Origin of the sequence: Bradyrhizobium sp. AC87j1 (assembly GCF_002936975.1) — a bacterium.
In the GTDB taxonomy this organism is placed as follows: domain Bacteria; phylum Pseudomonadota; class Alphaproteobacteria; order Rhizobiales; family Xanthobacteraceae; genus Bradyrhizobium; species Bradyrhizobium shewense.
On the sequence record NZ_PTFE01000015.1, the window covers coordinates 62,307 to 83,562 of the forward strand.

General features: G+C 65.1%; 18 protein-coding genes. 10 read left to right on the forward strand and 8 right to left on the reverse strand.

Annotated features, from left to right (window positions below; genetic code table 11):
• Positions 1-15: 15 nt before the first annotated feature.
• The 4 genes from CV770_RS11025 to hpaR form a co-directional block, all read right to left on the reverse strand.
• The gene (locus tag CV770_RS11025) at positions 16-3,285 is read right to left on the reverse strand and encodes a transglutaminase family protein (RefSeq protein WP_104462344.1); all 3,270 of its coding nucleotides are present in this window, start codon (positions 3,283-3,285) and stop codon (positions 16-18) included.
• A 252-nt stretch (positions 3,286-3,537) separates the two neighbouring features.
• Positions 3,538-5,061: a UxaA family hydrolase gene (locus CV770_RS11030; RefSeq protein WP_104462345.1), complete on the reverse strand. Its 1,524-nt coding sequence runs from the start codon at positions 5,059-5,061 to the stop codon at positions 3,538-3,540.
• A gap of 96 nt (positions 5,062-5,157) precedes the next feature.
• Positions 5,158-5,934, reverse strand: a complete 777-nt coding sequence (locus CV770_RS11035) for an HpcH/HpaI aldolase family protein (protein WP_008549964.1) — start codon at positions 5,932-5,934, stop codon at positions 5,158-5,160.
• Positions 5,935-6,330: 396 nt separating this feature from the next.
• Positions 6,331-6,849, reverse strand: coding sequence for a homoprotocatechuate degradation operon regulator HpaR (hpaR, locus tag CV770_RS11045; RefSeq protein WP_104462346.1), 519 nt, complete (start codon positions 6,847-6,849; stop codon positions 6,331-6,333).
• A gap of 111 nt (positions 6,850-6,960) precedes the next feature.
• Between hpaR and hpaH the strand changes: the two genes are divergently transcribed.
• From hpaH to CV770_RS11075, 6 genes are all read left to right on the forward strand, one after another.
• Complete coding sequence (hpaH, locus tag CV770_RS11050; RefSeq protein ID WP_104462347.1) at positions 6,961-7,767, forward strand: 2-oxo-hept-4-ene-1,7-dioate hydratase; 807 nt, start codon at positions 6,961-6,963, stop codon at positions 7,765-7,767.
• A gap of 30 nt (positions 7,768-7,797) precedes the next feature.
• On the forward strand, positions 7,798-8,196 hold the full coding sequence (locus CV770_RS11055) for a 5-carboxymethyl-2-hydroxymuconate Delta-isomerase (RefSeq protein WP_104462348.1): 399 nt from the start codon (positions 7,798-7,800) through the stop codon (positions 8,194-8,196).
• Positions 8,189-9,727 (forward strand): 5-carboxymethyl-2-hydroxymuconate semialdehyde dehydrogenase, encoded by a 1,539-nt coding sequence (gene hpaE, locus CV770_RS11060; protein WP_104462349.1) that lies wholly within the window; start codon positions 8,189-8,191, stop codon positions 9,725-9,727. The genes CV770_RS11055 and hpaE overlap by 8 nt, the downstream gene beginning before the upstream one ends.
• Before the next feature lie 123 nt (positions 9,728-9,850).
• Positions 9,851-10,834, forward strand: a complete 984-nt coding sequence (hpaD, locus tag CV770_RS11065; RefSeq protein ID WP_104462350.1) for a 3,4-dihydroxyphenylacetate 2,3-dioxygenase — start codon at positions 9,851-9,853, stop codon at positions 10,832-10,834.
• Positions 10,834-11,703 carry a fumarylacetoacetate hydrolase family protein gene (locus CV770_RS11070; protein ID WP_104462351.1) on the forward strand — a complete coding sequence of 290 codons (870 nt, stop codon included), beginning with the start codon at positions 10,834-10,836 and terminating at the stop codon, positions 11,701-11,703. The genes hpaD and CV770_RS11070 overlap by 1 nt, the downstream gene beginning before the upstream one ends.
• 19 nt (positions 11,704-11,722) lie before the next feature.
• Positions 11,723-13,351 carry a thiamine pyrophosphate-dependent enzyme gene (locus tag CV770_RS11075; RefSeq protein ID WP_104462352.1) on the forward strand — a complete coding sequence of 543 codons (1,629 nt, stop codon included), beginning with the start codon at positions 11,723-11,725 and terminating at the stop codon, positions 13,349-13,351.
• 86 nt (positions 13,352-13,437) lie between these two features.
• On the opposite strand, the gene alkB is transcribed toward CV770_RS11075, so the two are convergent.
• From alkB to CV770_RS11095, 4 genes are all read right to left on the reverse strand, one after another.
• Positions 13,438-14,091, reverse strand: coding sequence for a DNA oxidative demethylase AlkB (alkB, locus tag CV770_RS11080; protein ID WP_091953938.1), 654 nt, complete (start codon positions 14,089-14,091; stop codon positions 13,438-13,440).
• 8 nt (positions 14,092-14,099) lie between these two features.
• The gene (locus CV770_RS11085) at positions 14,100-14,846 is read right to left on the reverse strand and encodes a 2OG-Fe(II) oxygenase (RefSeq protein WP_104462372.1); all 747 of its coding nucleotides are present in this window, start codon (positions 14,844-14,846) and stop codon (positions 14,100-14,102) included.
• Positions 14,847-15,175: 329 nt separating this feature from the next.
• Positions 15,176-15,862 carry a DUF2848 domain-containing protein gene (locus CV770_RS11090; RefSeq protein WP_104462353.1) on the reverse strand — a complete coding sequence of 229 codons (687 nt, stop codon included), beginning with the start codon at positions 15,860-15,862 and terminating at the stop codon, positions 15,176-15,178.
• Positions 15,855-17,204 (reverse strand): amidase, encoded by a 1,350-nt coding sequence (locus CV770_RS11095; RefSeq protein ID WP_104462354.1) that lies wholly within the window; start codon positions 17,202-17,204, stop codon positions 15,855-15,857. The genes CV770_RS11090 and CV770_RS11095 overlap by 8 nt, the downstream gene beginning before the upstream one ends.
• A 193-nt stretch (positions 17,205-17,397) precedes the next feature.
• On the opposite strand from CV770_RS11095, the gene CV770_RS11100 reads away from it, so the two are divergent.
• The 4 genes from CV770_RS11100 (at position 17,398) to CV770_RS11115 (ending at position 21,225) form a co-directional block, all read left to right on the forward strand.
• Positions 17,398-17,811, forward strand: coding sequence for a Zn-ribbon domain-containing OB-fold protein (locus tag CV770_RS11100; protein ID WP_038957112.1), 414 nt, complete (start codon positions 17,398-17,400; stop codon positions 17,809-17,811).
• Positions 17,812-17,814: 3 nt separating this feature from the next.
• Positions 17,815-18,954, forward strand: a complete 1,140-nt coding sequence (locus tag CV770_RS11105; RefSeq protein WP_104462355.1) for a thiolase C-terminal domain-containing protein — start codon at positions 17,815-17,817, stop codon at positions 18,952-18,954.
• 127 nt (positions 18,955-19,081) lie between these two features.
• Positions 19,082-19,996: an SDR family oxidoreductase gene (locus tag CV770_RS11110; protein ID WP_104462356.1), complete on the forward strand. Its 915-nt coding sequence runs from the start codon at positions 19,082-19,084 to the stop codon at positions 19,994-19,996.
• A 116-nt stretch (positions 19,997-20,112) separates the two neighbouring features.
• A complete protein-coding gene (locus tag CV770_RS11115) occupies positions 20,113-21,225 on the forward strand; it encodes an SMP-30/gluconolactonase/LRE family protein (protein ID WP_104462357.1) in 1,113 nt (370 codons plus the stop codon).
• Positions 21,226-21,256: the final 31 nt, after the last annotated feature.

Below are 21,256 nucleotides of genomic sequence, written 5' to 3' on the forward strand. Positions count from 1 at the left end.
GCCCCACCATCATACTCATTGCAGGAGCGGGGTCCGCAAGTCGAGGGTCAGCGGAAACTCATTTGTGCGTTCCTCAGGCGGTGGCTGGACCGGCCCCGGCGTATGGCCGTGGTCCTGGAAGCGCGCCAGCCGCCGCGCCTCGGCCTCATAGGTGTTGACCGGCTTGGTGTCGTAGCTGCGGCCGCCGGGATGGGCGACGTGGTAGACGCAGCCGCCGAGCGAGCGGCCGTTCCAGGTATCAATGAGATCAATGGTCAGGGGCGCATGCACCGGAATGGTCGGGTGCAGGCCGGAGGCCGGCTGCCAGGCCTTGAAACGGACGCCGGCGACAGCCTCGGCGGAGCGGCCGGTCGAGGTCATCGGCAGGCGGCGGCCGTTGCAGGTGACGATGTGGCGGCCCTCGACAAAACCCTCCGCCTTGACCTGAAGCCGCTCGACCGATGAATCGACATAGCGCACGGTGCCGCCGGCCGACCCCTCCTCGCCCAGCACGTGCCAGGGCTCCAGCGCCTGACGCAGCTCCAGCGTCACGCCGCCATGATGGACGCGGCCGAAAGCGGGAAAGCGGAATTCGAGCTGGGCCAGATACCATTCCGGCTCGAACGGATAGCCGAACTGCTTCAGCTCAGTGAGAACGTCGAGAAAATCCTCCCAGATGAAATGCGGCAGCATGAAGCGGTCGTGCAGCGCCGTGCCCCAGCGCACGAACTTGCCGGCCTGCGGCTCGCGCCACATCTTCGCGATCAGCGCGCGGATCAAGAGCTGCTGCGCCAGCGACATGCGCGGATCGGGCGGCATCTCGAGGGCGCGGAATTCGACGAGGCCGAGCCGGCCGGTCGAGCCCTCCGGCGAATAGAGCTTGTCGATGCAGATCTCGGCGCGATGGGTGTTGCCGGTGATGTCGACCAGCAGATGCCGGAACAGCCGGTCGACCAGCCACAGCGGCGTCTGGTAGCCCGGCGGCGGCACGTGCGAGAGCGCGATCTCGAGCTCGTAGATGCTGTCGTGGCGGGCCTCGTCGATGCGCGGCGCCTGGCTGGTCGGGCCGATGAACAGGCCGGAGAAGAAATAGGACAGCGACGGATGCCGCTGCCAGTACAAGACCAGACTCTTGAGCAGATCGGGCCGGCGCAGGAACGGTGAGTCCTGCGGCGAGGAGCCGCCGACCACGACGTGGTTGCCCCCGCCGGTGCCGGTGTGGCGGCCGTCGACCAGGAAGCGGTTGGCGCCGAGGCGAATCTTGGCGGCATCCTCATAGAGCCCGACGGTGATGTCGACCGCCTCACGCCAATTCTTTGCCGGCTGGACGTTGACCTCGATCACGCCGGGATCGGGCGTCACCTTGATGACCTCGACGCGCGGATCGAATGGCGGCGGATAGCCCTCGACATGGACCTGGAGCTGCATCTCCTCCGCTGTGGCTTCGAGCGCCGTGATCATTTCGAGATAATCCTCGATCCGCTCGACCGGCGGCATGAAGGCGCAGAGCACGCCGTCGCGGACTTCGATCGACAGCGCAGTACGCACCGGAACAGACGTGTTGAGATGCTCGGGCTCGACCCGCGGCGGCGATTCCGGGCGCGCCGGTAGGCTGAACACCGGCAGCTTGCCCCGCGCCTCCATCGGATCCCGCTCGATAATGTAGGGATATTGATTGGGCGGGACGTAGCCGAGCGAGCCGAGCGGCAAGCGCAGGCCCAGCGGGGAATCGCCGGGCATCAGGAACAGATGATTGCGCCGGAGAGCCCAACGCTCGCTGCGCCAGCGTGGCGGCGCGTTCCAGCGCTGCACCGGCAGCACGAAGCCGCGCGGCGTGTTGAGGCCGTCGTCGAACACGCGCGCCATCCGCGCGCGCGCTTCCGGATCGGACAATTTCGGGTCGGACGGATCGACGTTGACGGGCAGATCGGCTTCCTTCTGGAGCCAGTAGGCAGTGTCCTCGTAAGCCGGGATGATGTAGCCGGGATCGAGCCCGAGCCGCGCCACCGTGCCCTCCATGAAGGCCTCAGCATCCTTCGTCTCGGCGCGCCGCGGATTCTCGATCTTGGCGATGAGGTCGGCGTTCTTCCAGATCGGCACGCCATCCTTGCGCCAATACAAGCCAAAGGCCCAGCGCGGCAAGGTTTCGCCGGGATACCATTTGCCCTGGCCGTAATGCAGAAGGCCGCCGGATGCGAAGCGCGTGCGCAGGCGGCGGATCAGATCGTCGCCCAGTGCGCGCTTGGTCGGGCCGACGGCCTCCGTATTCCACTCCGCAGCTTCCAGATCGTCGACCGAGACGAAGGTGGGCTCGCCCCCCATGGTGAGCCGCACGTCCTGCGCGGCGAGATCGCCGTCGACCTGCTCGCCGAGATCGTTGAGCCGCGCCCAGGATTCGTCGGAGAAAGGCTTGGTGATGCGCGGCGCTTCGCGGATGCGGCGGACGCTCATATCGAAAGCGAACTCGACCTCGGCAAAGCCGGCGCTGCCGGAAATCGGCGCAGCCGAGCGATAATGCGGCGTGGCGGCGACCGGGATGTGACCCTCGCCCGCGAGCATGCCGGAGGTCGCGTCAAAACCGATCCAGCCGGCGCCGGGCAGATAGACCTCGGCCCAGGCATGCAGGTCGGTGAAGTCGTTCTCCACTTCCGGCGGCCCCTCGATCGGGTCGATGTCGGGACGGATCTGGATGAGATAGCCGGAGACGAAACGCGCGGCGAGGCCGAGATGACGGAAGGTCTGGATCAGGAGCCAGGCGGAGTCGCGGCACGAGCCTGCGCCCGAGGCGAGCGTCTCCTCCGGCGTCTGCACGCCGGGCTCCATGCGGATGATGTAGCGGATCTTGTTCGAAAGCTCGCGGTTGAGATCGACCAGGTAGTTGACCGTGTTCGGAGCGTCCTGGGGGATCGAATCGAGATATTTCGCAAACAGGCGATCGGGCTTGATGGTCTCCAGATAAGGCGCCAGTTCGGTCTTCAGGTCGTTCGGATAGTCGAACGGAAAACTGTCGGCATAGGGCTCGACGAAGAAGTCGAACGGGTTGACCACGGTCATCTGCGCCGTGAAGTCGACCTCGATCTTCAATTCGGTCGTCTTCTCCGGGAAGACGTAGCGGGCGAGCCAGTTGCCTTGCGGATCCTGCTGCCAGTTCACGAAATGGTTGGATGGCGTGACCTTGAGCGAATAGCTCATGATCGGCGTGCGCGTATGCGGCGCCGGCCGCAGGCGGATGGTCTGCGGGCCGACATCGATCGGGCGATCGTATTTGTAGTGCGTGACGTGGTGTAATGCGACGTAGATCGACACGGGATGCGATGCTCCAGCAGCTTTTTTGAGCAGAACACCTGATGTGGATGCGATCAAGCACTAACAACGGGCAGGCCGTGCCTAGGTAAGATGCGGGCCGAGTGCTTTCTTCCTTCTCCCCTTGTGGGAGAAGGTGGCGCGAAGCGCCGGATGAGGGGTATGTCTCCGCAAACCCGATGCAGGAGCGTCTCGACTTCGCCGTGGACGCGTTCGGAGGCGCTGTTGACGCGCTGCCTCGCGCGCGAAGCGCGGCTACATTGTCGCGCCGAGCACCCAGGGCGCGAACTCGGCACCGCCGAAATCAAAGCTCTCGCTCTTGGTCGGCTGTCCCGAGGCCGTCTTGAGGATGAGATCGAAGATGCGCTGGCCGCATTGCTCGACGCTCTCCTCGCCTTCGAGGATAGTGCCGCAATTGACGTCCATGTCCTCTTCCATGCGCTTGTACATCGGGGTGTTGGTCGCGAGCTTGATCGAGGGCGCCGGCTTGCAGCCGAACACGCTGCCGCGGCCCGTGGTGAAGCAGACGAGATTGGCACCGCCGGCGACCTGCCCGGTTGCCGCAACAGGGTCGTAGCCGGGCGTGTCCATGAAGACAAAACCCTTCTTGGTGATGGGCTCGGCGTAACGCAGCACCTCGACGAGATTGGTGGTGCCGGCCTTCGCCATCGCGCCGAGCGACTTCTCCAGAATGGTGGTGAGGCCGCCGGCCTTGTTGCCGGGGCTCGGATTGGCGTTCATCTCGGCGCCTTCGCGCTCCGTGTATTCGTCCCACCAGCGCATCAGGTCGACCAGCTTCTCGCCGACCTCGCGGCTGACGGCGCGGCGCGTCAGCAGATGCTCGGCGCCGTAGGTCTCCGGCGTCTCCGACAGGATCACGGTGCCGCCGTGACGCACGATGAGATCGCTCGCGGCGCCAAGCGCCGGATTGGCGGATACGCCGGAATAGCCGTCCGAGCCGCCGCATTGTAGAGCGACCGTCAGCTCGCTCGCCGGCACCGTCTCGCGCTTAACCTTATTGGCGTCGGCCAGCGCTTCGCGCACGAAGGCGATGCCCGCCTCCACCGTCTTGCGGGTGCCGCCGACCTCCTGGATGTCCATCGCGCGCAGGCGTCCCGCGAGCTTCTGCTCCTCCATCAGACCACCGATCTGGTTCACCTCGCAGCCGAGGCCGAGCACGATGACGTGGGAGAAATTGACGTGGCGCGCGTAGCCGCCGAGCGTGCGGCGGAGCAGCGCCAAGGGCTCGTTCTGCGTCATGCCGCAGCCGGTCTTGTGGGTCAGCGCGACCACGCCGTCGACATTGGGGAAGTCAGCGAGCGGATTGTCGCCGGTGAAGGGATTCTTCTTGAAGACGTCGGCAACGAGGCTTGCGACATGCGCACTGCAATTCACCGAGGTGAGGATGCCGATATAGTTGCGCGTGGCGACGCGGCCGTCCGGACGGCGGATGCCTTCGAAGGTCGCCGGCAGGTCGAAATTCGGCGTCGGCTTGACGTCGGCGCAATAGGCATAGTCTTTTGAAAAGTCGCCCATGCCGATGTTCTGCACGTGCACGTGCTGGCCCGGCGCGATCGGAATGGTCGCAAAGCCGATGATCTGGCCGTAGCGGATGACAGGCTCGCCCACAGCGATCGGCTTGATCGCGACCTTGTGCCCGGAGGGGATGCGCTCGACCGTGGTCACGCCGTCGGCAACGACGGTGCCGGGCGGCAGGCTGGCGCGCGCGATCAGCACGCCATCATCGGGATGCAGGCGGATGACGGGGCTGATGGTCATGGCAGGTCTCCTTGGGCGAATAGTGAGTAGCGAGTGGCGAATGGAAAGTGGGGAGCAGCACCTATTCGCTACCCCCCATTCGCCATTCGCGAGTTCTTAGGCCTTCCCGCCCGAGTCCTTGCGGGTCGCATTGACCTGCATCTTGGCGTAGGTCGTCATCAGGCCGACCTCGTTCGACAGCGTCACCAGCTTGAAGCCCATGTTGATGGCGCGCGCTGCGCCTTCGGCGCCGCTGCAATGGATGCCCGGGTTGAGGCCGCGCTTGCCGCATTCCTTGATGATCTTCTCATAGATCGCGAGGATCTCGGGCTCGCTGCGGTCGAGCTTGGGCTCAAGGCCGTAGGAGAAGCCGAGGTCGGACGGTCCGATATAGACGCCGTCGATGCCTTCGACGTCGAGGATCGCTTCCATGTTCTCGACCGCGGTCTTGGTCTCCATCATCGGCAGCAGGATGGTGTCGGCATTCGCGGTCTTCTGATACGAGCCCGCGGTGCCGTACATGCCGGCGCGGATCGGGCCGTTGGAGCGCACGCCCTGCGGCGGATATTTGGAATAGGAGACCAGGTTCCTGGCTTCCTGCGGCGTGTTGACCATCGGGCAGATCACGCCATAGGCGCCGCCGTCGAGCACCTTGCCAATGATGCCGGGCTCGTTCCAGGGCACGCGGACCATCGGGGTCACGGGGTGCTTGTCCATGGCCTGGAAGCACTGCACCATCGAGAGATAGTCCTGCACGCCATGCTGCATGTCGACGGTGACGCTGTCGAAGCCGCATTGCGCGATCATCTCGGCCGAGAAGCCGGAGGGTATAGCGAGCCACGCGTTGACCACGGCCTTGCCCGACTTCCAGATTTCCTTGACCTTGTTCGCCACGTTGCCTTCCTTCTTTGTTGTTTGGACCTTCGTCACCATGACGAGCGCCGCGACAGCACGACCCGCTGTTAGCGCGAACCGGAGCGCCGCGCTACGCTCGCAATGACGCAACGCCTATGCGCTCGCGCTGGATACTGACTTCGCTGACACCGACCTCGCAGGCGGCGCCCACTATTGCCGCCCGGGGTGTCATCCGGCAAGGGACGCCCTTTCGGGTCCGCGCTGTCACGATTTTCCGCCCCGGATCGCCCGGAATCGGCACCTCCCGATCCCCGCATCGGCCTGGCGGTGTGCATGGGCAGTTTAACCTCCCCGGCATCGACACGGCCAGCGTCAACCACCTTCGAATCGACGTCAAACCATCGCCCGACGCCCCCGGTTCCGGCCATCACGCGCTCACTCCTCCGCACTTGCCTCCTCGCTTGCGCCAAGCTCTGCAAGACTCTGCTCGAGCGCGCCGAGCATCTCCTGCAATTCGGCGAGCTTGCGTGCGCCGAAGCGTCGCGTGATCTCGGCATAAATCGCTTCCGACGTCGGCGCCACCAAGGCCATCAGCTTCACGCCCTCTTTCGAGATCGAGACCATGCTGCGGCGCTGGTCCGCCTTTGCCGTCTTGCGCTCGATCAGATTGCGCGCCTCGAGATCGCGCAGGATGCGCGACAGGCTCGGGCCGAGCAGGAACGCCGTGCGCGCGAGTTCCGTCACCTCGACCGCCTCGATCGCCGCCAGTGCACGCAGGATGCGCCATTGCTGCTCGGTCAAGCCGTGCTCGCGCAGCGAGGGACGAAACTGCCGCATCACCGCTTCGCGGGCCCGCAGCAGCGACATTGGCAGCGAGCGGGAGAAATCGCGCATCGGCACCTGCCGGGCGGCAAGCGCGTTTCCGTTGGCTGGATCAGCCGGTCTCTTCACCATGATGCCCTTTCAAACCGCAAAACGTTTGCAGTGCAGCAAGCCGAAATTGTGTTTGACGCATTAACTTAACATGTTAAGTATCTCCCGGCACCCCAATTTGTAAGATCACAAATGGCGCTTTCCAACGACGATATCCAAGCTTGCGCGAGGCGTCTGCACGAGGCGGAGAAGACCCGCGTGCAGATCCGGCAGCTGTCGCAGGATTTCCCCGGCATCACCATTACCGATGCCTACGCGATTCAGAAGGCCTGGGTCGACGTCAAGATCGCCGAGGGGCGCATCGTCAAGGGCCACAAGATCGGCCTGACCTCGAAGGCGATGCAGAGCGCGCTCAATATCGACGAGCCCGATTCCGGCGTGCTGCTCGACGACATGTTCTTCGCCGATGGCGGGATCATTCCGACCGAGCGCTTCATCGCGACACGCGTCGAGGCCGAGCTCGCCTTCGTCATGAGCAAGCGGCTCGCGGGGCCCGACTGCACGCTGTTCGACGTGCTCAACGCCACCGACTTCGTCGTGCCGGCACTGGAAATCCTGGACACGCGGATCGAGCGCGTCGATCCCCAGACCAAAGCGACGCGAAAGATTTTCGACACCGTCGCCGACAATGCGGCGAATGCCGGCATCGTGCTCGGCGGACGGCCGATCCGCCCGCTCGACGCAGACTTGCGCTGGATCGGCGCGCTGTGCTTTCGGAACGGCCAGCTCGAAGAGACCGGCCTTGCCGCCGGCGTGCTCAATCATCCGGCGACCGCCGTCGCCTGGCTCGCCAACAAGATCGCGCCGCTCGGCCTTGCGCTGGAGCCTGGACAGGTCGTGCTTGCGGGCTCCTTCATCCGTCCGATCGAGACCCGCAAGGGCGACACAATTCAAGCCGATTATGGCGCCTACGGCTCGGTCAGCTGCTACTTCGCTTAGGCGCATAAGAATAGAGGGAGTGAAACCGCGATGCCGCATTTCACGATTGAATATTCGGCCAATCTCGATGGCCGCCTCGATATCGCGGCGGTGTGCGAGATCGTGCGCAAGGCGGCGGTCGAGACCGGCATCTTCCCGCTCGGCGGCATCCGCGTCCGCGCCATCAGGTGCGAGCACTATGCGATCGCCGATAACAGGCAGGACTACGGCTTCCTCGACATGGTCCTGCGCATCGGCGAGGGCCGCGATCTCAAGACGCGGCAGCAGGCCGGCGAGCACGTCTTCCAGGCACTCTCCCGACATCTCGATCCCGTCTTCGCTGCCAGCAAGTTCGCTTTGTCGTTCGACATGCAGATCAACGACAAGGACACCAGCTGGAAGCGCAACAACATCCACGACGCCCTGAAAGCGGAAGCCGCCCATGGATAAGCCCAGCCCGAAAGCCGATGTATTCCAGGCCAACCGCGACCGCGTCGCACCGCTGCTGAACAAGCTGCGAGCCGACGGCATCGGTCACATGATCGACGGCAAGACCGTTGCCTCGATCTCCGGCGAGACGTTCGAGACGAAGTCACCGGTCGACGGCACAACGCTCGCAAGCGTCGCGCGCGGCACAGCCGAGGACATCGACCGCGCCGCAACGGCCGCTTCGCTTGCCTTCAAGTCCTGGCGCGACATGGGCCCGGCGATGCGGAAGAAGCTGCTGCATCGCGTCGCCGACGCTATCGAGGACAATGCCGACGACATCGCGGTGCTCGAATGCATCGACACCGGCCAGGCCTATCGCTTCATGGCGAAGGCCGCGATCCGCGCCGCCGAGAACTTCCGCTTCTTCGCCGACAAATGCGCGGAGGCGCGCGACGGCCTCAATACGCCGAGCGACGAGCACTGGAATATCTCGACGCGCGTGCCGATCGGCCCGGTCGGTGTGATCACGCCGTGGAATACGCCGTTCATGCTCTCGACCTGGAAGATCGCCCCTGCCCTCGCTGCCGGCTGCACGGTCGTGCACAAGCCGGCCGAATGGTCGCCGGTCACCGCGGACATGCTCAGCAAGCTCGTCAAGCAGGCCGGCGTTCCCGACGGCGTGCTCAACACCGTCCACGGCTTTGGTGAAGAGGCCGGCAAGGCGCTGACCGAGCATCCCGCGATCAAGGCGATCGGCTTCGTCGGCGAGAGCGCGACGGGCTCGGCGATCATGGTGCAGGGTGCGCCGACGCTGAAGCGCGTGCATTTCGAGCTCGGCGGCAAGAACCCCGTGATCGTGTTCGACGACGCCGATCTCGACCGCGCGCTCGATGCCGTCGTGCTCATGATCTACTCGCTCAACGGCGAACGCTGCACGTCATCGAGCCGCCTCCTGGTTCAGGCCGGCATTGCGGACAAGTTCACGGAGAAGCTCACCGCGCGCGTGAAGGCGCTTAAGGTCGGCCATCCGCTCGATCCCGCCACCGAGATCGGGCCGCTGATCCATGAGCGGCATCTGGCAAAAGTCTGCTCCTATTTCGACGTCGCGCGGCAGGACGGCGCTGTGATCGCCGTCGGCGGCAAGGCCCATGACGGCCCGGGCGGCGGGCATTATGTCGAGCCCACCTTGGTCACCGGCGCGCATGGAAAGATGCGCGTGGCGCAGGAGGAGGTGTTCGGCCCGTTCCTCACCGTGCTGCCCTTCAAGGACGAAGCTGAAGCCATCGAGATCGCCAACGACATCCGCTATGGCCTGACCGGCTATGTCTGGACCAACGATGTCGGCCGCGCACTGCGTGTCGCCGATGCGCTGGAGGCCGGCATGATCTGGCTGAACTCGGAGAATGTCCGCCATCTGCCGACGCCGTTCGGCGGCATGAAAGCCTCCGGCATCGGCCGCGACGGCGGCGATTACTCGTTCGATTTCTACATGGAAACCAAGCACGTCTCGCTGGCGCGGGGCACGCACAAGATTCAGAAACTGGGAATTTAACGCTTCGTCGTTCCGGAGCGCGAAGCGAATCCGGAACCTCGAGATTCTCAGGTGCGCAATTGCGCACCATAGTTCGGCTCTTCGAGCCGCCCGGAATGACGACCGAGCCGAGGGGAAACGCAAATGCCCGTACCGCAACACATCTTCGAGCCGCCGTTCAACATCATCCGCTCCAGCCACGTCGTGCTTGACGTGACCGACCTGAAGCTGAGCCGCGAGTTCTATGAGACCATTGTCGGTCTGCATGTCGAGGACGCCGACGACAAGGTCGTGTACTTGCGCGCCGCCGAAGAGCATCAGCATCACTCCCTGGTGCTGCGGAAAGCAGCAGCGCCGGCGTGCGCGCGGCTCGGTTTCAAGCTCGGCAACGACGGGGATCTCGACAAGGCCGCCGCGTTCCTGTCCGAGAACGGCCTCGCCTACGCTTTCGTCGACCAGCCGTTCCAAGGCCGGACCCTGCAGTTCACAGATCCCTTCGGCTTCCAGATCGAGCTCTATGCGTCGATGGACCGCCGGCCGCATCTGCTCCGCCGCTACGATCTCTACCGGGGCTGCCATCCACAGCGGCTCGATCATTTCAACGTCTTCGCCGCCGAGGTGCAGGACACCGTCGAGTTCTACGCCCGGCTCGGCTTCCGTCTCACCGAATACGCCGAGGAGGATGGACCGAACGGCCGCATCGCCGCAGCCTGGATGCATCGCAAGGGCAATGTCCACGACTTCGCGATCACCAACGGCAAGGGCCCTCGCCTGCACCATTTCGCCTACTGGACGCCGACGGCGATGAACATCATCCATCTCTGCGACGTCATGGCGTCCCAAGGCTTCGTCAAGAACATCGAGCGCGGCCCCGGACGCCACGGCATCTCGAATGCATTCTTCCTCTATGTGCGCGATCCCGACGGACACCGGCTCGAGCTCTATACCAGCGACTATTTCACGGGGGATCACGACCACGAGCCGCTGCGCTGGTCGCTGCGCGATCCGCGCCGCCAGACGCTGTGGGGCGCACCCGCGCCGCGCTCCTGGTTCGAGCAGGGCTCGCTGTTTAGCGGGCAAGCCGTGCGCGAGCCGAAATTTGTCGCGGACGTGCTGGTGGCCGACTGATGAAACTTCCTCGCCTCGCCACCTATTCCGTCAAGGGTGATGTCAGCTACGGTGCTGTCCTGCAGGGCGGCATCGTCGACCTCTCCGCGCGCTACGCAAAACACTATCCGACGCTGCGCGAGGTGATCGCGGCCGGAAAGCTCGCGAGCTTTGCCGAGGAAGCCGCCGGCCGCACGCCGGATCACGCGCTCGCCGACATCACCTGGCTGCCGCCAGTGCCCGCGCCGGAAAAGATCATCTGCATCGGCGTCAACTATCCCGACCGCAACGCCGAGTATAAGGACGGTCAGGACGCGCCGAAATATCCGAGCATGTTCATGCGCTCGCCCCGCTCCTTCGTCGGCCATGACGCGCCGCTGGTGCGCCCGCGGGCGTCCGCGCAGCTCGATTATGAGGGCGAGATCGTGCTGGTGATCGGCAAGCAAGGCCGGCATATTCCGGAAAGCGCAGCGCTCGATCATATCGCCGCGCTGACGCTGTGCAACGAAGGCTCGGTGCGCGACTGGCTGCGCCACGCCAAGTTCAACGTCACGCAGGGCAAGAACTTTGATTCCAGCGGCAGCCTCGGCCCATGGCTCGTGCCCTACGTGCAGGAATCGCAGATCGCCGATGTCAGGCTCACCACGCATGTCAACGGCGAGCTCAGGCAGGACGATCGCACCAGCCGGCTGATGTTCTCCTTCCGCTATCTCATCAACTATATCTCCACCTTCGCAACGCTCGTCCCCGGCGATATCATCGTCACGGGCACGCCGACCGGCGCCGGTGCCCGGTTCGATCCCCCGCGGTACCTGAAGCCCGGCGATGTCATCGAGGTCGCGGCCGAAGGCATCGGCAGCTTGCGAAATGGCGTCGTCGACGAAGCCTGAACAAGATTGGAATGATGCAATGACCACCCTCACCGGCGGCGAAGCGATCGTAAGCGGCCTGGTCGCCCACGGCGTCGACACCGTGTTCGGCCTGCCTGGTGCGCAGGTTTACGGCCTGTTCGACGCCTTCCATCAGGCCCAGCTCAAGGTGATCGGCGCGCGGCACGAACAGGCCTGCGGCTACATGGCGTTCGGCTATGCGCGATCCAGCGGCAAGCCCGGCGTGTTCAGCGTGGTGCCCGGCCCCGGCGTGCTCAATGCCAGTGCGGCGCTGCTCACCGCGTTGGGCTGCAACGAGCCGGTGCTGTGCGTCACCGGCCAGGTGCCGACGCAGTTTCTGGGCAAGGGCCGCGGCCATCTGCACGAGATGCCGGACCAGCTCGCGACCTTGCGCACCTATGTGAAATGGGCGGACCGGATCGAATACCCCGGCAATGCGCCGACGGTCGTCGCGCGCGCCTTCCAGGAGATGATGTCGGGGCGGCGCGGCCCCGCCTCGGTCGAGATGCCTTGGGACGTCTTCACCCAGCGCGCGGACACCGCCGCTGCCCGGGTGCTGGAGCCGCTGCCCGCGCCGCAGCCCGATCCGGATCTCGTGAAGCAGGCGGCGGCGCTGATCAAGGCGAGCAAGGCGCCGATGATCTTCGTCGGCAGCGGCGCGATCGAGGCCGGCGACGAGATCCTCGAACTCGCCGAGATGATCGATGCGCCCGTGGTCGCCTTCCGCAGCGGCCGCGGCATCGTCTCCAATGCGCATGAGTTGGGCCTCACCATGGCCGCAGCCTACAAGCTGTGGCCGACGACCGACTTGATGATCGCAATCGGCACCCGCGCGGAGCTGCCGACATCGGGCTTCCGCTGGCCCTATCAACCGAAGGGGCTGAAATCCGTTCGGATCGACATCGACCCGACCGAGATGCGCCGGGTCCTCGCCGATGCTGCCATCGTCGCTGACGCCAAGGCCGGAACGGCCGATCTCGTCGCGGCCGTGAAGAAAGTCGGCTTTGCGCGGACCCGCGGCCGGCGGGAGGACATCCGCGAAGCGACCGCGACCGCGCAAGCCGAGATCCAGCGCATCCAGCCGCAGATGGCGTATCTCAACATCCTGCGCGAGGTGCTGCCGGCGAACGCGATCGTCACCGACGAATTGTCGCAAGTCGGCTTCGCCTCCTGGTACGGCCTTCCGATCTATCAGCCGCGCACCTTCATCACCTCGGGCTATCAGGGCACGCTCGGCTCGGGCTTCCCGACCGCGCTAGGTGCCAAGGTGGCGAACCCGGATAAGCCAGTGGTGGCGATCACCGGCGACGGCGGCTTCATGTTCGGCGTGCAGGAGCTGTCCACCGCCGTGCAGTTCAACATCGGCGTGGTGACGCTGGTGTTCAACAACAACGCCTATGGCAATGTCCGCCGCGACCAGCGCGAACGTTTCGACGGCCGCGTGGTGGCGTCCGACCTCGTCAATCCCGATTTCGTCAAGCTCGCGGAATCATTTGGCGTCGCGGCTACGCGTGTCACAGCGCCCGATCAGTTCAAGGCCGTGCTGGAGAAGGCGCTCGCACACGGCGGGCCGTATCTGATTTCGGTGGAAGTGACGCGCGATTCGGAAGTCAGCCCGTGGGCGTTCATCCATCCGCCGAAGCCGTGATGTCGTTCCGGGGCGGCTCGCAGAGCCGAACCCGGAACCTCGAGATTCCGGGTTCGCGCTAGTGCGCGCCCCGGAATGACGGGCCTCTATCCCGTCCTGCGAAACGTCAGATTGATCCGCTTCCGGCCCAGCAGCGCGTGCTCACCTTCCGCGAGCGGCGCGACGCCGTGATAGGCGAGCCTGCTGGCCCCACCCCAGACCACGACGTCGCCATGCACCAGGCGGAAGCGGCGCGGCTTGTCGGCGCGCGCCAGGCCACCGAACAGGAAGGTCGCGGGCAATCCGAGCGAGACCGAGACGATCGGCGCCGCATAATCCAGCTCGTCCTTGTCCTGATGCAGCGACAGCCGCGTGCCGGGCTCGTAGCGATTGACGAGGCAGGCATCGGGCGCGAAGTTTTGAAAGCCGCCCTGCTCTGCTGCATGCAAAGCTAGATCACGCAACACCGGCGGCATCGCCGGCCATGGCGCGCCGGTGCGCGGGTCGATCGGATCGTAGCGATAGCCGGTGTGATCGGTGATCCAGCCACGCTCGCCGCAATTGGTCATCGCCACCGACATCAAATGGCCGCCGGGCGTGGTCATCCGGCGGAACGGCGATTGCGCCACGATGGCGCGCACGGCGGCGATCAGCTCGGTTTCGATCGGCTTGACGAAGCCGCGCAACAACACGGCACCGTCCGCGATCTCTTCGCGCGACGGCTGCGCTTCGGCAACGCTATCGAACAAATCAGCCGTCAACGCTCCGCTCATTTGGCATCGTGAAAAATTACACCCAGTGTGTGGCGCTGGCCGGACCTGATGCGGCTGACGCCATGGCGCAGATTAACGCGGTAAGTGCCGCGTGTCCCCTGCACCGGGCGGTGATGCACAGCGAAGGCGACGGCGTCACCCTGCGCCAGCGGCACCACCTCGGCCCGCGACTGCATGCGCGGCCGTTGCTCGGTCAGCACGAATTCGCCGCCGATGAAATCGCGGCCCGGCTCGGAGAGCAGGATCGCGACTTGCAGCGGGAACACGTGCTCGCCATAGAGGTCCTGATGCAGGCAGTTGTAATCGCCCGCCTCATATTGCAGCAGCAGCGGCGTCGCCCGCGCCTGCCCCGCCTCGTGGCAACGCTTCAGGAACGCGGCATGCGCGGTGGGATAGCGGATGTCGATCCCCATCGCCTCGTTCCAGCGATTGGCGACGCCTTGCAGATGCGCGTAGAGCGCCGGGCGCAGCTGCGCGATCAGATCCGGCAGCGGATAGGAGAAATATTTGTATTCGCCGCGGCCAAAGCCGTGGCGGCCCATGACGATGCGGCTGCGGAAGTGCGCGTCGTCGGGGTAGAGCGCGGCAATCGCGCGGCACTGGTCCGGCGTCAACAGGCCCTTCAGGACGGCACAGCCCTGGGTGTCGAGTTCGGCCGTGATCTGAGGCCAGTCGAGGGCGTCGACATGGGTCGTGAGATCGGGAGCGGATCGTTGGTCTGATTTTCGTGCGGTCATTGTCATAGCAATCACCTTGGCAGTCCGACGTTCACCCCGCCACCCGATTTCCGATGACTGTCTCCCCGTCATTGCGAGCGAAGCGAAGCAATCCAGGATCCCGCCGCGGAACCAGTCTGGATTGCGTCGTCGCAAGGGCTACCTCGCAATGACGGCGGAGAGATCTCGTAGGGTGGGCAAAGGCGCGCTCTTGCGCCGTGCCCACGTCTTCGCAAGACGTGGGCACGCTTCCGCCGTCGCTCTTCGAGCTATGGCGGACAAGTCGCTTTGCTCACCCTACCGGACCCGTCGCTTATGGACCGACTATCCTCCACCCCCACTGGGTGTGGAGCGAGTCAGCCCCTCACCGGCAGCGTCGCCACGTCGTACCCATGCTTGATCGTCCGCTTCAGCACGGGGTCTTCCAGCTCGAACTCGAACCGGTCGGCGGGGCGGATGCCGCCCTTGGCTGCGAACGTGCCACCGAACATGACGCAGCCGTCGGGGAATTTTCCTCCTTCGAAGCCGCGTGCGATCAGGTCGTTCACCGGCAGCATCGCGTCCAGCGTGCCCTCCTGGTAGAGCACGCGCTCGCCCTTGATGGTGGCGTAGGAGCGCAGGATCATCCTGTCCCAATGGCCGATGACGTCCTCGAGTTCCCACAGCGTCGCGGCGATCGGCTTGTCGCACATCTGCTTGGACACGGTGACGTTGTAGGCCTCGACCTTGCGGTCGGTGTGGTCGGAGCCGCAGCCGACGAAGATGCGGCCCTGCCAGCCGACCAGCACGAACTCGACCTCGCCGGAGGAATCCCCGCCGGTGCATTCGATGCTGTCTTCCTGGGTCAGCCGCCGCGCCGAGGCGCGGTAGTAAATCGGCGTCGAGGCCGGCGGGGCGATGCCCATCTCCTGCAGCTCGGCTATGTGCTTGTCGCGCGCGACGGGGTCGCGGCCGGTCCATCCGGCGATGACCATCTGGTCGATCGCGAGCGTCAGCGGCGTGGTGGTGTCCTGGGCATCGACGGTGAAAGTCAGGTCAAACACGAATGACGGCCTCCATGCCGGCAGCAAGTTCAAAGATACGACGGTCGGAGCCGCCCGCGCCCGCCAGCATCAGGCCGACGGGAACGTCGCCCTGGCGATGTGCGGGCAGCGAGATGGCGCAGCCGTCGATCATGTTGATCAGGGTGCAGTTGCGCAGTGCGCGGATGTTCTCGCGCGTGAATGCCTTGTCATCGGCAAGGTCGGCGATCTTCGGCGGCGCGTTGGGCGTGGTCGGCAGCACCAGCGCATCATAGGGCGCAATGCGCACGTTGACGCGGGCGATCAGCGAGCGGCGCTCGTTGAGGAGATCGATGTAATCGGCCGCGCTCTGCGCTTCGCCGCGCATGATCCGTACGGAGACGCGGGGATCATAGACATCGCCCTTGGAGGTGATGAGATAGCGGTGCCAGGCGTAGCTCTCGGAAGCCGCAAAGCCGCCCTTGGCGTTCATCGGACCGATGTCGTGGAATTCCGCCATCTCGATGCGCTCGATGATGGCGCCATGATCGGAAAGCGTCTTCAGGGCGCGCTCGAACGTCCCGGCTACCTCAGCATCGAGGTCGTCGAGCGCGATCGTGGTCGGCACCGCGAGTCGCATGCCCTGGATCGGACGCGGCTTCAGCGGGGCGATTGGCTCGTTCGCGAGCACGGCGTCCAGTATGGCACAGCAACTGACTGATCGTGCCAGCGGCCCGATGCTGTCGAGCGAGAACGACAGGGGCACGGAGCCATCGAGCGGCACGCGCCGCTGCGTCGGCTTGTAGCCGACGATGCCGTTGAAGGCGGCCGGAATCCGGCAGGAGCCGCCGGTGTCGGTGCCGAGCGCGCCGTGTGCCATGCCATCGAGCACGGATACCGCCGCGCCCGAGGACGAGCCGCCGGGCACATGGCCCACGGCCCGGTTCCAGCCGCCCTTCGGCGTGCCGTAATGCGGATTGATGCCGATGCCGGAATAGGCGAACTCGGTCATGTTGGTGCGCCCGATCACGACGAAGCCGGCCCTGCGCAGCCGCGCCACCGTCGCCGCATCCTGCTCGGCCGGCGGCGAATCGTCGAGCGCGCGCGAGCCGGCGCGCGTCACCTGGCCCTTGATGTCGAACAGATCCTTGATCGAGATCGGGATGCCGGCATAGCGCGATGGCGCCGCCTTGGCCTCGCGCAAGCCGTCCATCGCGTCCGCCGCGGCGAGCGCGGCGTCCTTGTCGACATGGAGGAAGGTGCGCTGGCCCTCCCCGGCGGGATCGGCGATCCTGGCGATGCAGGCCTCGACCAGCTTGCGGGCGGTCGTGCGGCCGCTTTCGAGGTCTTCGGCGAGCTTCGCCAGCGTCGGAAATTCGGGCATGTCTGTCTCACGGAATATTGTCGCGCGCAATCTATAGCGCTGCCTCAGTTCGACACAAGCATTGTGCGCATGATGGCATGCATGCGTATTGCTGGACCGTTGACGCACCATGGTCGATTGTCGCATCAAGATCGAAACGGGCGGGCGTGAAGCCTGCCCTATCAAGATTTGCTTTCTGGGAGGGCGTTCCGACATGGCCGAACCGCAGCGCGCGCGACCGAAACCGACGCCGGAGACCCAGCATTTCTGGGACGGCACGAAGGCGGGCGAATTGCGCCTGCAGCGCTGCGACGCCTGCGCGCATGTCTACTTCCCGCCGCGCCCGTTCTGCCCGTCCTGCGCCTCGCGCAAGGTCAGCATCTTCAAGGCGAGCGGCAAGGGCTTCCTCTACAGCTACGTGATCAATCACCGTCCCGCCGCGCCCGGCTTCACGCCGCCTTACGCGATCGCCGTGGTCGAGCTCGCCGAGGGACCGCGAATGATGAGCAACATCATCGACTGTCCGCAAACACCCGAGGCGCTCGAGCTCGACATGAAGCTCGAGGTCGCCTTCCAGGCGCTCGACGACAAGATCACCCTTCCCGTGTTTCGTCCGGCGAAGGGATAAGCCATGCGCAAAAACCAGGTTGCCGTCGTCGGCGCGGCCGAGACCACTGAGCTTGGCGTCATTCCGAACGCCTCGCAGCTCCAGCTGCACGCGGATGCCGCGCTCAATGCCATCGCCGATGCCGGACTGAAGCTCTCCGACATCGACGGCTTTGCCACCGCGGTCGAGACGCCGCAGCAGGTCTGCCACTATCTCGGCATCAAGCCGACCTGGGTGGATGGCACCTCGGTCGGCGGCTGCTCGTTCATGCTGCACGTTCGTCATGCCGCGGCGGCGATCGAGGCCGGGCTGTGCAAGACGGTGCTGATCACCCATGCCGAAAGCGGCAAGTCGATGATCGGCAAGGCGCCGCGCTCGATCCCCGCCGACAGCTTGCAGGGCCAGTTCGAGGCGCCCTACGGCGTCTACGGTCCGCCCAGCATGTTTCCGATCCCCGTGCTGCGCTTCATGAAGACCTACGGCATCACGCACGAGCAGCTCGCCTCCGTGGCGGTGGTGCAGCGGGAATGGGCCGCGAAGAATCCGCGCGCGATGATGAAGGACCCGATCACGGTCGCCGACGTCCTCAACTCCCGCATGATCGCCTATCCGTTCCGCCTGCTGCAGTGCTGCCTCGTCACCGACGGCGGCGGCGCGCTGATCCTGACCTCGGCCGATCGCGCCAAGGATTTTCCGAGGAAGCCCGTCTACATCATGGGCACCGGCGAGAGCGTGGAGACGCCGATGGTCAGCCAGATGGAGACGTTCAATTCCTCGCGCGCGTTCAAGACCGCAGGCCCCCTCGCGTTCAAGGAGGCCGGCATCGCCCACAAGGACGTCGATCACCTCATGATCTACGATGCGTTCGCGCATCTGCCGCTGTTCGGTCTCGGCGATCTCGGCTTCATGCCGCATGAGGAGACGGGCAAGTTCATCGCCGACGGCAATACGCGTCCCGGCGGGAAGCTGCCGCTCAACACCAATGGCGGCGGCCTCTCGTACATGCACTCCGGGATGTACGGCATGTACGCGCTGCAGGAGAGCGTGCGCCAGATGCGCGGCATCGCGCCGGCGCAGGTCCCGAACGCGAAGATTTCGGTGTGCCATGGCGTCGGCGGCATGTTCGCGGCGAGTGGCACGATCGTGTTTACGAACGAGAGGTAGCGCACCGTCATTCCGGGGCGCGCGCAGCGCGAACTATGGTGCGCAATTGCGCACCTGAGAATCTCGAGATCCCGGGTCTGGTGCTTCGCACCATCCCGGAATGACGGGCACAACAGGAGGCATCCACATGACGAAATCACTGCAAGACAAGGTCATCATCGTCACCGGCGCAGGCCGCGGCATCGGGCGCGAGATCGCGCTGCTCTGTGCGGCGGAAGGCGCCAAGGTCGTGGTCAACGATCCCGGTGGAGCCTCGGACGGTGCCGGTTCGAACGCGGCGCCTGCCGAGGAGGTGGTCGAGGAGATCAAGAAGCGCGGCGGCACCGCGGTCGCCAATTTCGAGTCGGTGGCCGAAGCGATCCCCGCCAGCAAGATCGTGAAGACCGCGACCGATCATTTCGGCCGGCTCGACGGTGTTGTCAACAATGCCGGCATCCTGCGCGACATGATCTTCCACAAGATGAGCGTGGAAGCGTTCGAGGCCGTCATCAAGGTGCATCTGATGGGCTCGTTCTATGTCAGCCACGCCGCCGCGCGGATCTTCCGCGAGCAGGAGTCGGGCTCCTTCGTGCACTTCACCTCGACCTCGGGCCTGATTGGCAATTTCGGCCAGGCCAATTACGCCGCCGCCAAGCTCGGCATCGTCGGGCTGTCCAAGTCCATCGCGCTCGACATGGGCCGCTTCAACGTCCGCTCCAACTGCGTCTCGCCGTTCGCCTGGACGCGCATGATCGGCACCATCCCGACCGAGACTGAGGCCGAGAAGGCGCGGGTCGAGAAGATCAAGCAGATGGGACCGGAGAAGATCGCCCCGCTCTGCGGCTATCTGATCTCCGATGCCGCCAAGGACGTCACCGGCCAGATCTTCGGCGTGCGCATGAACGAGATCTTCCTGTTCAGCCAGAACCGTCCGATCCGCTCGGTGCAGCGGAGCGAGGGCTGGACACCGCAGTCGATCGCGGAACACGGCATGCCGGCGCTGAAGGGCTCGTTCTACAAGCTCGACCGCTCCGCCGACATCTTCACCTGGGATCCCGTCTAGCCGCATTTCCGGCATCCCTGCCCTGCGATCTCCGGTTGTCTTGGTCAGAGATCGCTCCGGTTTACGCCCGAATGCAGGCGAATGGTGTCCTCCCAACGCAACTTTGGGAGGAAACCATGACAAGAACACTGACCAAGTCCGACGATACCTCTGTAACGGGCGGCCTCGGCCGCCGCACCTTGCTCCAAGGCGCGGCGGCACTCGCCGCCTCCACCATCCTCGCCTCGCGAGCCGACGCCCGCGACTTCGGCGCCAATGCCGAGCCGCAGCGCTATCCCGACCCCGACATCATCGCCATCGACCCCAAGCGCTTCAAGGCCAAGGTCGGCAACACCGCGATCAAGCGGCTCTACACCGGCTGCCTGTGGGCGGAAGGGCCGGCGTGGAATTCGCAGGGACAATATCTCGTCTGGAGCGACATCCCCGCCAACCGGCAGCTGCGTTATCTCGACGATGACGGCCATATCTCCGAGCAGTTCCACAAGCCGTCAAACGAGGCCAACGGCAATTCGTTCGACACCGAGGGCCGCCAGCTCAGTGCCGAGCGCACCCGCCTCGTCCGCTACGAGCACGACGGCTCGGTGACGGCGCTGGCCGAGCAGGCCGGTGGCAAGCCGCTCAACGGCCCGAACGACATGGTGGTGCATCCCAACGACAAGGCGATCTGGTTCACCGATCCCGGCTACGGGGCGATCAGCATCTACGAGGGCAAGCTCGCCAATACCGGCTCGCTGCAGCCGCACCAGAAGGAAGCCGTCTATCGCCTGGACACCCAGACCGGACAGGTTGCGAAGGTCGCGGACGAGCCGTTCAAGCCGAACGGCATCGCCTTCAGCCACGACTACAAGAAGCTCTATGTCTGCGACACCGGCATCACGCATTACCCTGAGGCCAAGAACGTGGTGTGGTCCTACGACATCGACGGCGCGAAACTGTCGAACCCGAAGAAGCTGATCGACATGACGCTCGACGGCAAGTCGGGCTTCCCCGACGGATTGCGCGTCGACACCGAGGGCAACATCTGGGTCGGCGCCGGCTGGGTCGGTCCCGGCTATGACGGCGTGCAGGTGTTCGCGCCGACCGACGGCGCACGGATCGGCCAGATCCTGCTGCCCGAGACCTGCGCCAATGTCTGCTTCGGCGGCAAGAAGCGCAACCGCCTGTTCATGACCGCAAGCCAGTCGCTCTACGCGGTCTATGTGGAGACGCAAGGCGCGCATTTCTGTTGAGTGCCCTGCTCTCTCCTCGTCATGCCCGGGC